Genomic DNA, 13647 nt, shown 5'->3' with positions numbered 1-13647 from the left:
CTCATGTTGAAAAATGAGGGGAGTCTTTGATGCCCCTGTCATGCTGCGTAGCGAATGCTTGCCTAATCCGCCGGCTGATTTTGAAGCCCGGTTGATGGATTTCGTGGATTTTAACGACACCGTGCTGGCAAGCCGTTTGCGCATCCGGGAACGCGTGATGCGTGTTGAGTCAGCGCTGCTCTCCGGCCCTCAGCGTGCTGCGGATGAATGCCGTACTGATCTTTGGGCGACGCTGGCTCCGGCGGCGGTGGCAGAAGAGGCCGAGCAGGTGCGCCTCTGTCTGTCCGAGGCGAATGACCGGGAGTTGCAGGTGCGTTTGCTGGAGAAGTTCCGTCAGGTCATTGAGCATGCCGGTTATGCACTTCCTGAGGATGATGAGCAGTTGTTGCAGCAGCTGGAGTTGGTGTTGGTCCGCCATCCTGAATTGCTGCGGTTAGCCTACCGGCGGTTTCGCCATGCTCAGGTGGCTGATGTCGAGGTGCCGCTCCTGTCTGAGTTGCACAGTGATGTGCCTCTGGAGAGGGCGCAGCGCGGGCTGTATGGCATATTTCCGCCGGGCCTCAATCAAGATGAAATCGCGGTAGCGCGGCAACTTGATGCCAGCCCGTTGGTGCATTGGTGGCATCGCAATCCGGTGCGCAAGCCCGAATCGGTGGCGCTGTATCGTTGGGACGACGGGGAAGGCTTTTATCCCGATTGTGTTGTGGCGATGATGCAGCGTGATTCACATGGCTGTATCGCCTTGTTGGAAGTGAAGGGCGCTCACCTGTGGGGGGAGCCGAAGGAAATCGGGAAAGCGGCGGAGACTCACCCCGACTATGGTCGAGTATTCATCGAGGGCCTGCGGCGCGGCGAGCGGGTGTTCCATCACTTGCGGGTCTTGGAGCATCGTCTGGAGACAGACGGCCTATTTACATTGGATCGGTTGGGTCACGTATGAGATATCCCGATTATCCCTTTATCCCGAAGTGCTTCGAGGTCCGTCCGGGGATCACGCTGCGTTATCTCGACGAAGGTCCACGCGATGCAGCGGTGGTCGTCATGCTGCATGGCAATCCATCCTGGAGCTACTACTGGCGCCACTTGGTGACGGCGTTGCGGGATGGCTATCGCTGTATCGTTCCAGATCACATCGGTATGGGCTTGTCGGATAAGCCGGAGGACACCCCCGGCGCGGTGCCCCGTTACGATTACACACTGCAATCGCGCGTGGATGACTTGGATGCATTGCTGTGCCATGTGGGCATTGGAAATGTCACGCCGGTGACGCTCGCCGTGCACGATTGGGGCGGCATGATCGGATTTGGTTGGGCGCTGGCGCACGCGCACGCTGTGCAAGTACGGCGGCTGGTGATCATGAACACGGCGGTGTTCCCGATGCCCGCGGCCAAGACGCTGCCGTGGCAGATTGCATTGGGGCGTGATTGGAGGATCGGCGAATGGCTCATCCGTGGTTTTAACGCCTTTGCAGTGGGTGCGGCGTGGATGGGGGTGGAAACGCCATTGCCGCGCGCGGTGCGTCGCGCCTATGTAGCGCCCTATGACAATTGGGCGCAGCGGCGCTCGATCATCCGTTTTATGCAGGATATCCCGCTTGGCCCAGGTGATCGTGCTTGGCCGTTGCTGGAGGCGGCCGCCAAGGCGCTACCTGGCTTCGCTGACCGCCCGGCGTTCATCGGGTGGGGCTTGCAGGATATTGTGTTCGACCATCATTGTCTGGACAGATTCCGTGCTGCTTTGCCGCGCGCGCAGCTCCATGCTTTCGAGGATGCTGGCCACTACGTATTGGAAGATAAACGCACTCTTCTGGTGCCGGCGATTCGCGCGTTTCTCGACGCGCATCCGTAGGAATACATGCGTTGCGGGGGCTATGCGTTTGTGGGCCATGCTGCTGCATGGCTTGAGTGTCAACCCACGTGATATTGCATGTGATCCCGTTGTTCACTCTGGCGTTGTACGTTCAATCAAGTTGATGCATGAACATGCAGTGACTCGAAAACGCACGCTGGGAAACCCCCGGTCAACAGCGTGCTCATTTCAGGTGCGATGTGGGTACAGTGGCTATCCCGGTGACGGTCCTGGTTGTCTTGTGTCATGCCAGCTATCGCTTTCATAGCTGTTTTCAGGAAATTGTTGTTGGCATTGATCTCAAGGTGCTTGCAAGTTGCTGGGAGGCGGTGATCAGGTGGGGATCCCAGGGCAAGGCGGCACTGTATCTTCCTCAAGAAGCGTGTGGTGAGTACATGATGCGCCTACCTCAAGAGGTGGGCGTAGGCAGAGCGTTTCGCTAAAGGACTTGCGGGATTTGCTGTCGTTTGTGGGCGTTTTCGGATCGAAAGACATCGCTGCATGCGGGCGTTGATGTTGGTTGCTATTGCTTTTGAAAAGCAGCACCCGAGAGGAGGTTTATTGGCTCATCGTGCAGGTGTTGCTGGCGTGGCTGCGCGAGGCGGTGTTGCGGTGTTGATGTGGGCATTAAACGATCTGGTTTAGTCATGTGGCAGTGGGTTGCGTTCGGTGTTGGTGACGCCGGCCCAGTCGGCTTCGGTCAGGATGTGCAGTCCGTGCGCGCGCCGCGCTGTGTCGCATTGCTGGCTGCGTGCGCCGAATTCCAGCGAGGCGGGGACGGCTGCGCACACGGATGGACGCCGGGCGTGGATCGTACAGCGGCTGTGACGGCCGATCTCGGCGTCCAGTGCGATGCAGCGTGGATGTGACTGCGAGGTGCCGCGCATGACCCGTTCGTGGCTACGCAGTGGCTCAGTGAGTTCAATCGGGACGGTGCCGCCCAGTGCCGGATCGGCCTCGCTCCAATGAAAGCTGACGCGGAAATAGGCGCAGCAGGCACCGCAAGAGAGACAGGGATGCGCCATGTAAATCCTGATTTTCGTGGTGTGTATGCGTCAGTGGTGCAGCATTCTGACGCAATCATTGCTGCGTGCAAGTAAAACGGCAGTGTGACGGTGAATGCCGTGCGCTGTTTGGTTAATGCAATGGTTTAACGTGCACACGTTTTTTTACGATGCGGCGCCATAGGTGCTCTTCTCGATGGCGCTGTGTCGTTTGTTACGCCTTCCGGTGTTGGCGTTGGTGTGGTTGATGATGCAGGTCAATCCGGTACTGACAGGGATCGATGATTGGCATGAAGCGGTCCGAGACCATGCGGTGCATTTGCATGACGCTCCGACTCTATATATCGACTGACGATGCCGGGATGAGCATGCATGGTATGCACGGCTGTAGTCACTTGAGCGTGGTGTTGCCGGGAGTTGTTCTGGCGCCGTTGCTACTCCAAGGGACTGACAGTCCTGACAGTATTCCGTTGGCGCGTGCGTGTGCGCCTCTGGTACCTCTGCTGTGTCCTCCAATGGCGGGCTGACATTGAATGCGGCATGCCGTTATCTGGCGGCACTCTGGAAGAGCCGCCGTCCTGATTTCGCAGCAGTGAGTGGTGATCCGCTGGTGTTGCCGGCGTTACAGGATCTGGCTCAGTTGGAACACCACTTGATGCGCACTCCAGAGTTGGCCCAGTTGACGGGTGAGGCTCGGGTACGTGAGGCGGAGTTACGCTTGGCGCGCAGCCAAGCCGGTGCTGATGTGCAATGGCAAGTGGGGATACGTTATCTCCGCAATGGTGGTGATGTTGGGGCTGAGCCTGCCGCTTGGGGCAGCAGGCGGTGCGGTGCCGGGTCTTGATGCGACTGAGGGGGCATTGACGCTGAATGCAATCGAGCGTGAGACGTTACAGGTTCGTTTGTATTCCACTTTGGTTGCAGCCTATGGTGACTACACCACAGCATGCTTAGAAGTGACGCGGATGCGCGACGCTGTGCTCCCGCGCTTGGCACGTGCGGAACAGGCGGCTGATCACGCTTGGCGTGCTGGGGCCATCAGTTACCTGGAATGGGCGCAGTTGCAGCGTCTGCGGATGGTGGCGTTGCACTGTCAGTTGCAAACAGCCATACAAGCGCAGCGTGCTCTTATCGAACTCCAGCGCCTCACCGGCCAAGCGATTGTTGCCGGTGTGCATGCCACTTCCCAGGACACATCCCCACAATGAACACGTGTTGTTCTCGGCGTCTTTTTAAGAGCTTCTCATTGGTTTCTGGGCTGTCTGGTGCTCATGGCCTGTGGTAAACCGGAGGCCGCAGTAACGCGCCCCATCTCAACAACACCGGCATTCAGTGCCGAGGCTGGCCTGATGGCCACACGCATAGTAATGATGATGGGGACATTGGAGATGTGACCAAGGAAGGCGTTGCTAAGATGAAAGGCGTTATGCACGTTGTTGGTGTTGCTGTGTCGGTCCCTCGGTTACGACCTGCGCGATAGCTTGCCAAGAAGTATCAGGTTTGTGCCTGAGAGGTGATCTTGATGTGCCGTGGCAATGAAGACACATAGAGTAGATTGGCCATAGCTCGTTTGGGTGGATAGTACCGCGCGATTGATACAGATCATGCTACGCAGCGTGTGCTGCTGAAATGATGTGGTGTTGGTGAGTCTCGGGTGGCTCTGAGGGATGCTTGCGCATGCTCTACGCACCCATTGGGGTTGCACTATCCTTATCATGCGTGCAAGAGGAGCAAACACAAGGTCACTGATGATATGTCCGCATCTCTCCGCATCGCCATGGCTCAGTTTGATTTCCCTGTGGGGGCTGTGGCGCAAAACGCTGATCGCATCATTGCATTGCTTGAACAGGCGCGAGATGAGCACAGTGCCGATGTGGTGTTGTTCCCGGAGTTGGCGCTCAGTGGTTATCCGCCGGAAGACTTGCTGTTACGTCCAGGTTTCCTGGCGCATTGTCAGGTAGCGATTGAACGCATCGCGGCGGCCACGCAGGGCATTGTTGCCGTGGTTGGGTGGCCGCAAAGCGCGGGGAGTGTGGTGTACAACGTGGCTAGTGTGCTGCGTGGCGGCCAGATCGAACAGACCTACCGGAAGCGTGAGCTGCCCAACTATGCGGTGTTTGACGAGCGCCGTTATTTTGAAGTCGATCTGAGTGGCGGTTGCTGTGTGTTCAAAGTAAAGGGTGTGCCGCTTGGATTGCTGATCTGTGAAGATCTATGGTTCTCTGAGCCACTGGCTGACAGCGTGTGCGACGGTGCCGAGTTGGTGTTGGTACCTAATGCTTCGCCATACGAACGCGGCAAGCACGCGCAGCGCGATGCGCTGTTAGCCGAGCGTGCTCGCGAGACAAGAGCAGCAATCGCATATCTCAACGTGGTTGGAGGTCAGGATGCGCTGGTCTTTGATGGTGCTTCGGTGGTTGTTGATGGTGATGGCCATGTGCATCCTGCGGCGGCGGCTTTCCTCGATCAGTGGCTCGTGGTGGACTATATGCCGTCTGAGCGCCGTTTCGTTCCGGTGCAGTGGATGGAAGAGGGTGATGTGAGCATCAATGCGCTAGCGTGGCGTGCGGTGGTGCGTGGGGTGCAGGACTATTGTCATAAAAACGGTTTTTCCAGAGTTTGGATAGGGTTGTCGGGTGGTATCGACTCAGCGTTGGTGCTTGCCATCGCTGTCGATGCGCTCGGTGCCGACAATGTGACTGCAGTGCGGTTACCGTCGCGCTATACGGCTGAGGTATCCAATGATTTGGCTGCAGAGCAGTGTCATATCTTGGGAGTGAGGCTGGAAACGGTGACGATCGAACCTGTATTTGAGGGGGTGTTAGCTGCGTTGGGGCCGTTGTTTGCTGGGACGGTTGCAGATGCTACTGAGGAGAACCTGCAATCGCGCAGTCGCGGTGTGATTCTGATGGCGTTGGCCAACAAGTTCGGTGGGCTGTTGTTGACGACCGGCAATAAAAGCGAATACGCGGTTGGTTACGCGACGATTTACGGTGATATGTGTGGCGGGTATGCGCCGCTGAAAGATCTTTATAAGACTGAGGTGTTTGAGTTGGCTAAGTGGCGTAATACGGTCAGCGATGTACCGTCGATCCCTCCGGCAGTGATCCATCGGCCGCCTTCGGCGGAATTGCGGGCTCATCAGACCGATCAAGATTCGCTGCCTCCCTATGAGGTGCTCGACGGCATCCTGTCTCTCTACGTGGATCAAGAACAGTCGCGTGAGGACATCATCGCTGCTGGTTATGCTGCCGAGATCGTTGACCATGTGCTGAACTTGGTACGGATTAACGAGTGGAAGCGTCATCAAGCTGCGCCGGGGCCGAAGGTGTCCCGGCGTGCGTTTGGACGCGAGCGACGCTATCCGATTACGAATGGTTACCGTGGCTAGAGATAGGTGTTGTCTGTCTTGTTGGATGGTGCGGCTAGTGTGTGATGTCGCCATGCCATGACACGTTTTGACAGAACGGCGCGTTGTCCATGAGGTCAAAGTAAATGGTTCTGCTGGGTATACGATGCCGTTGAGTCTGGTGCAGGCTGCTTCAGTGAAGTTCAGACTTCACGGTGATTGATGATGTAGCGTGATCTGTTTGAAATTTTAGGGCCCATGCCGTACAACAACGACCTCTGCGTGAGCCAGAATGGCTCATGAGTGTCCTGACACTGAAATAAAGCGCAGCAGTTCGGTCGGTATACTAATGTCCTGTTTCCACAAGGCGTTTGCTGCATGTCCGATTCTCGGGGTGTACTGTCTACTTCCACCAGCACAACCTTCCAGGGTTTGATCCAGATCCTCAATCAGTACTGGGCAGAGCAGGGTTGCGTGTTGATTCAGTCGCTGGATCTGGAAGTAGGGGCGGGCACCTTTCATCCAGCTACCTTTTTGCGTGCTTTGGGCCCGGAACCTTGGAATGCTGCCTATGTGCAGCCCAGTCGCCGCCCGACTGATGGTCGTTACGGGAAGAATCCGAATCGCTTGCAGCGTTACTATCAGTATCAGGTCGTCATGAAACCCAACCCTGACAACATCCAGGAGTTATACCTGGGTTCGTTGCAGGCGTTGGGGATCGATCCGTTGGTGCACGACTTGCGCTTTGTCGAGGACAACTGGGAGTCCCCGACATTGGGCGCTTGGGGTCTTGGCTGGGAGATCTGGCTCAATGGCATGGAGGTGACGCAGTTTACGTATTTTCAGCAAGCGGGCGGCCTGGAATGCAAACCTGTTCTGGGTGAGATCACTTACGGGATGGAACGGCTCTGCATGTATTTGCAGAACTGCGATAACGTTTACGATCTGGTGTGGACCTATGGTCCGGATGGTGCCCCAGTGACTTATGGCGATGTCTATCACCAAAACGAGGTGGAGCAGAGCGGTTACAATTTTGAGCACGCGAATGTGGCTGCGTTGTTCCACACTTTCGAGGCTTGCGAGCGCGAGGCTAAAGCGCTGTTCGAGGCTGGTTTGCCGCTGCCGGCCTATGAGCAGGTGATCAAGGCGAGCCACAACTTCAACTTGCTTGATGCGCGTCGCGCGATTTCTGTCACTGAGCGCCAGCGCTACATTCTTAGGATACGTGCGTTGGCACAAGGAGTGGCGCAGGCTTATTACGTGCAGCGTGAGAAACTAGGTTTTCCGAACTTGAAGCGCTAGCTGCCTCCTTTATCCGTTTTCCGTTTTGATAAGTGTGGTGTGCCGCTTGTTGCCATTGGCGGGAGAAATGAAGATCAAGGTCCTATTGCCATGACTGAACTAAAACCACTGCTGATCGAACTGGGTACCGAGGAACTGCCAATCAATGCGTTGCCGGGGTTGTCCCAAGCATTCTTCGAGGGTGTGCTGACTGGCTTGGAGAAGCGAGGCATTGTGATCGATCATGGTGACGCTAAGTCACTGTCCACTCCACGCCGGCTTGCCGTGTTACTAACGGCTGTAGCAGCGGAACAGCCAGAGCAGTACCGTGAATTGTTTGGTCCTTACCTGAACGTGGCGTTCGATGATGCAGGTAAGCCGACCAAGGCGCTGGAGGGTTTTGCTGCCAAATGTGGTGTGAATTGGACAGCATTGGAGCGGATCCGCGATGCCAAGGGTGAGCGTTTCGTACATCGTGTTGTGGTGCCCGGTGAGCGTACTCATACGTTGTTGCCAGAGATATTGACCGAAGCAATTGTGAGTATGCCGATTCCCAAGCCGATGCGCTGGGGTGCCCATAATTATCTGTTTGCACGTCCAGTGCATTGGCTGGTAGTGCTTTTTGGGCAGGATGTGGTTGAGGCCGAGGTCATGGGGGTGAAGGCTGACCGTATCAGTCGTGGTCATCGCTTCTTACACGGCAAGCCGGTGTGGCTGAGTGATCCGCAGGATTATATTGATGTTCTTCAGGCTGCTTATGTGTTGGTGGATCCTGCTGCACGCCGTGCTCGCATTGTTGCTGAGATTGAGGCCGCAGCGCGTCAGGCTGGTGGAGTGGCGCGGATCACTGCAGATAATCTGGAACAGGTGGTGAACTTGGTGGAATGGCCGTCGGCGGTGTTATGTAGCTTCGAGCGAGTGTTTCTTGAAGTGCCGCAGGAAGCGTTGATCGAAACAATGGAGGTTAATCAGAGATTCTTTCCTGTACTTGATGGCTTGGGCAAATTGACCGAGAAGTTCATCGGGATTGCCAATATCAAGTCCAATGATGTGGCTGAGGTTGCAAAGGGCTATGAGCGTGTGATCCGCCCACGTTTTTCCGATGCCAAGTTTTTCTTCGATGAGGATCTCAAGCAGGGATTGAAGGCGATGGGGGAGGGACTGAGGACAGTCACTTATCAGGCTAAGTTGGGTACCCTGGCTGACAAGGTTGCACGTGTTCTGGTACTAGCTGAAGCGATTGCACCACAGGTTGGGGTGGATCCAATGCTTGCCAGACGTGCTGCATTGCTCAGTAAAAATGACTTGCAGTCTCGTATGGTCAATGAGTTCCCGGAATTACAGGGGATCGCGGGTCATCACTATGCCTTGGTGAGTGGTGAATTGCCTGAGGTCGCAATGGCGATCGAGGATGCCTATCGGCCTCGCTTTGCGGGTGATGACATTGCGCGTTCGCCGCTGGGCAAGGTGCTCGCACTTGCTGAACGTCTCGATACGTTGGCCTGTGGTTTTGCCGTGGGATTGAAGCCGACGGGTAACAAGGATCCGTTTGCGTTGCGTCGCAATGCGCTGGGATTGGCAAGGACGATGATTGAGAGTCGATTCGATCTGGATTTAAAAGTGCTGCTGGATCAAGCGTCGGACTGGGCCGCGTTTGCGACGACAATCGAGCAGGAGCGTCATGCACATGGATCAGAAAAGGAAGCGGCTGTTACGCATTCGGTGCCCCAGGCCAGTGACGAGAAATCTGTCAGGATCGAGGAACTTTACGATTTCATCGTGGAACGTTTGCGCGGTTACTATGCTGACAGGGGCATCCCGGCCACGCACTTTAATGCAGTTGCTGAACGCAAGCCGGTATCTTTATACGATTTCCATCGCCGCATTGATGCGATTGGCAGATTTGCGGCACTGCCAGAGGCCGAGGCGCTGGCAGTTGCCAACAAACGTATCCGTAACATCCTGCGTAAGGCGGAGATCAAGATCCCAGATTCAGTCGATTCGGTGTTCCTCCTTGAACCGGCCGAGAGGGTGCTGGTTGTGGCGTTGGAAGGTGTGATCAGCGATACCCGCAGTGCATTGGATTGCAAGAACTATGTCAGTGTCCTTACGTGCCTGGCACGGTTGCGGCCACATATTGATGAGTTTTTCGACAAAGTGATGGTTAACGATGCAGATCTGAAATTGCGTGCTAACCGGTTAGCGTTGCTGCAACGATTAGGTGAGCACCTGGGCTGTGTCGCGGCAATTGAGCATTTGTCCAGCTGATGACAATGTCAGCTTTCTCCTCTGGGATCACACGTGTGTATACCTTACCTTAGGTTTATAAACGATGTTTGTGTATCAAACCTTGTGTCTGTTTGGTGCTCTAGAAATTGCCGTGATTCACTGTTTACGAGGGCATTTGTTGATTTTAATCAGATGAACTTTGTGCGATTCAAACGGTGTTGAGCATGGTGTTGGACATTTGCGCGCAGCCATTTTGGAAAACCATATAGAATTTTTGTATTGCACGCTTTGACTGCCCATGCTTTAGGGCTGGGTATATCACTACGCCTGTTTTACTCAAAGATAGTTTGGGGTGGTATCACTTCTAAGAATAATGATTGCTGATGACCAGATTGAGCTGTTTTCTCGAGCCCCCGTGATAGGGAGGTATCCTGCAGGTGTTCATTCCTTCGTGGATGAGTGGCAGTGGAACAGGGAGGTGAAGCTATTGATTCGGCACTTAAGGAAAAGTGTATTTAAGTCTTGAGTGGGCAGTAATGTAAATGGTAAGTAGGATAGTCAGCGTGGCATTGGGGATTAATCGAGGTATGACCTGATGCAGGATACCGAAATGCTTATCAGCACTTATTCCATTACCGATGGTCCATGCGCTGGTTTTATTTCTTCGGAATAGACGATATTCATGAGGCTATGGCATGTGCGTCATAATGCCTATTTTTTGATGGGGAATCATTGTTCTTGAGGGGGTTTTATTTATCATTGCCTATCAATTCATGCAGTTTGATTGTGGCCCATCCATTTCTTGTTGTGTTTATTAGGGGTGTGGAGACAAAAAGTAATGCTATTATGATTATAAGGGAGGCTTTATTTTGCTCGTCGATATTTTCTGAAATGATATCTTTCATGGATGGATTTTTCCATATTTCGCAAAGAATTTTATGATCTCTTTTGTTGAATTTTTTTTCAGCCACGATCTTTTTTGCGCTGCAATTTTCTATATTTATAGTTTCTTGTTCTCGAAATGGATTTGCTGTTTTAGCTTCATTATGAGATAAATAAACCCAGGTGCCAGTTTCTTTGATTATGACAATAAGATGATTGCTTATGGCTAATGTTGTGGCTAATGCTGCAAAAAAAACAATGAATACGATTGGAATTAGTGAAAATGTTGTCAACAAATGACATGAAATTCTCTTTGGTACTTCTTTCTTGTCGATGCTGCACGTGCGCAGGTTAAATGCTTTATCTGCTTTTCCAATGAGATTCAATGATATATTTCTATTTTCCGCAAAGTTTGCTACTTTCTTCGCATCACTTAACGTATGCGCTTTAACGCCAAAAGCTACACGAAAAGTAATTAAAGCGGCTTGATCCGATACATGTTTGCGGATAGTTTGATCTTCAATATCATTTTTACTGATAAAGAAGCGTAGTAACCGCATATTGATAGGGTAGAGAGAATCTGATTTCCAGTAGATGTAGATGGCAGCACTAAAAAATAAAAATACAGGAGCCAGTATCGTTATCGTTTTGTCTGTCAATAAAATTATAAAATCCACGATCAGTCTGCTTTCTAAATAAAGTGTTGTCTTGACCTATGTGCCAATTAAACTATTTGATTCAATGTCATTTTATTTTTATGAGTAATGGCTATTAAAAATAAATCTTTCTTGAAAAGAATCGAATCTGTTTGAGTGGTATCGATGTTGGATATAAAAACTTCTTAAGGAATCTCTGTAAGACTCGATTTTTCACTTGGTTCAACGTCGTCACTTATTAATGATACATGGGGCTTGGGGCTCTGAAATGTCTGTAATGAATGAAGCGCTGTATCAAGAATGTTATTTACAGACATGTCATGGGCACATGTTGAGGTTGTAAAGGTTCAAAAGATGGCATGGTCAGGCATCGTTATGAAATGTATGCGTGCGAGTGCGTTCTGTCAGTGAGTGTCGTGCAAGCTGCCGGCGGGCAGGAACAGCCACGTGCGGGTCACATGCAGGATGTCAACATTGTCTTGAGTCTTGGGAAGTGGTGGGAATGGCTGTGCGAGTTGGACGACACGCAACGCGGTAGCGTCTAGCAGTGGTGAGCCGCTGGAGATCAGTACTCTACTGCTATCTACACTGCCGTCGCGGCGTATCCCAACCGTAATGACTACACTGCCGCTGAGCCGACGTCGGCGTGCCTCATCCGGATAGTTTAGGTTGCCGATTCGCTCGGCACGATCGACCCATGCGCGCAGGTAGTTGGCATAAGCGTATTCGCGTGTGCTGGCTGAGATAAATTTGCGGGTAGGGCGCTTGGCATACTCTTCTGAGCGTAGGTGTACTTCGGCAGCTAAGCGTGCCATCTCTGCATTCCGTTGTTCACGTGTTGCATCGCTTGGGTTCGGTTGCAGATGTGGATCTTCCAGACGTGTTTGCTGTACCGGAAGCGGTCGCTCGCCATGACGGCTGGTAATCACGTGCGGTTGCGTTGGTTCTGGTGTGCGTGCCTGTGTTGCGCGTTGTATCTGTGGAGCGAGTCCAACCTGCTCTTGAGGTACCACACCGGGTTGGCTGTCGCGCGGGCGCTGTGCTTTATCTTGGTCACCGCCGCCTTGCTGGTTGGCTTGGGCCAGAAAATCGGCTTGCTTGGGTGTCAGTGGGGTACTGGTCTGGCTGAAGATGACGTCCAGGGTTGGTACCAGGGGGGCTTTGTCGGTAACCACAAAGCCTACTCCCAAGATCAACACAAGGTGTATGAGGATCGATAGCACCAGTGTTGCGTTCAGACGTTGGCGTTCCCGAATTTGGGCTGTGCTGACCGCATCCATATCAGCCTCCAGCTTCGATTGCATCGAACAATTGGCCAGCGATGTTCAGGCCGCACTGTGCATCTAATTCACGTAAGCCGGTCGGGCTTGTGACGTTTATCTCAGTCAAGTAGTCACCGATCACGTCGATTCCGACAAAACGCATGCCACGGTATCGCATCTCTGGTCCGACTTGAGCGGCAATCCAACGGTCGCGTTCGTTGAGGGGACGGCTCTCGCCCCGGCCTCCAGCAGCCATGTTGCCGCGGAATTCGTCTCCCTGTGGGATTCTGGCTAAACAATAGTCTATAGGTACTCCGTCGATCAGTAGGATGCGCTTGTCGCCGTCGATAATTTGTTGCAGGTAGCGCTGTGCTATGGCCAGCTTACGTCCACCGTCTGTCAAAGTTTCTAGGATCACGTTGAGGTTAGGGTCGCCGTCATGACTACGGAATATCGAATGCCCTCCCATGCCATCTAGTGGCTTGAGAATCGCTTGCCCCTGCTTTTGGACAAACCTCTTAAGTGCTTTCATATCACGGGTAATCAGGGTTGGTGGACAGCATTGTGGGAATAGCTGTGCAGCTAGTTTCTCATTGAAGTCGCGTAGGCCCTGTGGGTGGTTAATCACTTGAGCGCCAGCAGCTTGGGCGATACCGAGCAGCTGAGTGTCGTAGATAAATTCAGTATTGACGGGAGGATCTTTGCGCATCAGGATTATTTGTCCTTGGCCGAGTGCGGTCTCGCTGAATTCGGCTAAGGTGTACCAGTCTGTCTTGTCGTCATGTACTTTTAGCGGTGAGGTTTGTGCAAACGTACGGCCCTCGTGCAAGCTCAGGCTTCCGGGATGTACGTAGTGAAGACGATGGCCGCGGCGCTGTGCTTCTAGCAGCATGGCGAAGGTGGTGTCTTTGGCGATTTTGATACCGGTGATGGGGTCCATCACAACAACGACGTCCAACGGCATTACGGGTCAACCTGGATTTGAAACGGAGATGCCGATGTTAGCGAGTTTAGGAGAGCAATAGTGTGCCTGTTTTGCCATGTACCGTGTATGCATGCGATGCTAGGGCCGTTTTTTTTCTATGGCAATGACCTATGGCAATGACCAGTGCTTGCCGGTTTTCAGTTCTTTTTCT

Annotated in this window: 13 protein-coding genes; 9 read left to right on the top strand and 4 right to left on the bottom strand. The window is 53.3% G+C overall.

Annotation, left to right across the window (positions count from 1 at the left end; genetic code table 11):
* Positions 1–13 precede the first annotated feature (13 nt).
* The 3 genes from PLS229_RS06670 (at position 14) to PLS229_RS06660 (ending at position 2291) form a co-directional block, all read left to right on the top strand.
* Positions 14–940, top strand: a complete 927-nt coding sequence (locus PLS229_RS06670) for a hypothetical protein (protein ID WP_230428214.1) — start codon at positions 14–16, stop codon at positions 938–940.
* Complete coding sequence (locus tag PLS229_RS06665) at positions 937–1848, top strand: alpha/beta fold hydrolase (RefSeq protein ID WP_038271576.1); 912 nt, start codon at positions 937–939, stop codon at positions 1846–1848. The genes PLS229_RS06670 and PLS229_RS06665 overlap by 4 nt, the downstream gene beginning before the upstream one ends.
* Before the next feature lie 221 nt (positions 1849–2069).
* On the top strand, positions 2070–2291 hold the full coding sequence (locus PLS229_RS06660) for a hypothetical protein (RefSeq protein ID WP_152536635.1): 222 nt from the start codon (positions 2070–2072) through the stop codon (positions 2289–2291).
* A 198-nt stretch (positions 2292–2489) separates the two neighbouring features.
* Here the strand turns inward: PLS229_RS06660 and PLS229_RS06655 are convergent, their stop codons facing one another.
* Complete coding sequence (locus PLS229_RS06655) at positions 2490–2873, bottom strand: YkgJ family cysteine cluster protein (RefSeq protein WP_038271578.1); 384 nt, start codon at positions 2871–2873, stop codon at positions 2490–2492.
* Positions 2874–3048: 175 nt separating this feature from the next.
* Between PLS229_RS06655 and PLS229_RS06650 the strand changes: the two genes are divergently transcribed.
* The 6 genes from PLS229_RS06650 to glyS all read left to right on the top strand — a co-directional run bounded on the left by PLS229_RS06650 (position 3049) and on the right by glyS (position 9750).
* Positions 3049–3204, top strand: coding sequence for a hypothetical protein (locus tag PLS229_RS06650; protein WP_160165192.1), 156 nt, complete (start codon positions 3049–3051; stop codon positions 3202–3204).
* 153 nt (positions 3205–3357) lie between these two features.
* A complete protein-coding gene (locus tag PLS229_RS06645; RefSeq protein WP_152536637.1) occupies positions 3358–3696 on the top strand; it encodes a hypothetical protein in 339 nt (112 codons plus the stop codon).
* Positions 3641–4060, top strand: a complete 420-nt coding sequence (locus PLS229_RS06640; protein WP_152536638.1) for a TolC family protein — start codon at positions 3641–3643, stop codon at positions 4058–4060. The genes PLS229_RS06645 and PLS229_RS06640 overlap by 56 nt, the downstream gene beginning before the upstream one ends.
* Positions 4061–4605: 545 nt before the next feature.
* Complete coding sequence (locus tag PLS229_RS06635) at positions 4606–6243, top strand: NAD+ synthase (RefSeq protein WP_038271579.1); 1638 nt, start codon at positions 4606–4608, stop codon at positions 6241–6243.
* Between the two features lie 336 nt (positions 6244–6579).
* Positions 6580–7503, top strand: coding sequence for a glycine--tRNA ligase subunit alpha (glyQ, locus tag PLS229_RS06630; protein WP_038271580.1), 924 nt, complete (start codon positions 6580–6582; stop codon positions 7501–7503).
* Between the two features lie 90 nt (positions 7504–7593).
* Positions 7594–9750, top strand: a complete 2157-nt coding sequence (gene glyS, locus PLS229_RS06625) for a glycine--tRNA ligase subunit beta (protein WP_038271582.1) — start codon at positions 7594–7596, stop codon at positions 9748–9750.
* Between the two features lie 710 nt (positions 9751–10460).
* Here the strand turns inward: glyS and PLS229_RS06620 are convergent.
* From PLS229_RS06620 to gshB, 3 genes are all read right to left on the bottom strand, one after another.
* On the bottom strand, positions 10461–11270 hold the full coding sequence (locus PLS229_RS06620; RefSeq protein WP_038271584.1) for a DUF6216 family protein: 810 nt from the start codon (positions 11268–11270) through the stop codon (positions 10461–10463).
* A 383-nt stretch (positions 11271–11653) separates the two neighbouring features.
* Complete coding sequence (locus PLS229_RS06615; RefSeq protein WP_038271586.1) at positions 11654–12529, bottom strand: energy transducer TonB family protein; 876 nt, start codon at positions 12527–12529, stop codon at positions 11654–11656.
* A 1-nt stretch (position 12530) separates the two neighbouring features.
* Positions 12531–13475 carry a glutathione synthase gene (gene gshB / locus PLS229_RS06610; protein WP_038271589.1) on the bottom strand — a complete coding sequence of 315 codons (945 nt, stop codon included), beginning with the start codon at positions 13473–13475 and terminating at the stop codon, positions 12531–12533.
* Between the last annotated feature and the right edge of the window lie 172 nt (positions 13476–13647).

The sequence above is a fragment of the Xylella taiwanensis genome (assembly GCF_013177435.1).
Lineage (GTDB): Bacteria > Pseudomonadota > Gammaproteobacteria > Xanthomonadales > Xanthomonadaceae > Xylella > Xylella taiwanensis.
Note: the sequence above shows the minus strand (reverse complement) of the source record. Positions and strands in the feature narration are given on the sequence as shown.

What these genes read in the sequence shown, in the direction of transcription:
- PLS229_RS06670 (WP_230428214.1), top strand. Translation starts at nt 14, where the DNA reads ATGAGGGGAGTCTTTGATGCCCCTGTCATGCTGCGTAGCGAATGCTTG.
- PLS229_RS06665 (WP_038271576.1), top strand. Translation starts at nt 937, where the DNA reads ATGAGATATCCCGATTATCCCTTTATCCCGAAGTGCTTCGAGGTCCGT.
- PLS229_RS06655 (WP_038271578.1), bottom strand. Translation starts at nt 2,873, where the DNA reads ATGGCGCATCCCTGTCTCTCTTGCGGTGCCTGCTGCGCCTATTTCCGC.
- PLS229_RS06650 (WP_160165192.1), top strand. Translation starts at nt 3,049, where the DNA reads ATGGCGCTGTGTCGTTTGTTACGCCTTCCGGTGTTGGCGTTGGTGTGG.
- PLS229_RS06640 (WP_152536638.1), top strand. Translation starts at nt 3,641, where the DNA reads ATGTTGGGGCTGAGCCTGCCGCTTGGGGCAGCAGGCGGTGCGGTGCCG.
- PLS229_RS06635 (WP_038271579.1), top strand. Translation starts at nt 4,606, where the DNA reads ATGTCCGCATCTCTCCGCATCGCCATGGCTCAGTTTGATTTCCCTGTG.
- glyQ (WP_038271580.1), top strand. Translation starts at nt 6,580, where the DNA reads ATGTCCGATTCTCGGGGTGTACTGTCTACTTCCACCAGCACAACCTTC.
- glyS (WP_038271582.1), top strand. Translation starts at nt 7,594, where the DNA reads ATGACTGAACTAAAACCACTGCTGATCGAACTGGGTACCGAGGAACTG.
- PLS229_RS06615 (WP_038271586.1), bottom strand. Translation starts at nt 12,529, where the DNA reads ATGGATGCGGTCAGCACAGCCCAAATTCGGGAACGCCAACGTCTGAAC.
- gshB (WP_038271589.1), bottom strand. Translation starts at nt 13,475, where the DNA reads ATGCCGTTGGACGTCGTTGTTGTGATGGACCCCATCACCGGTATCAAA.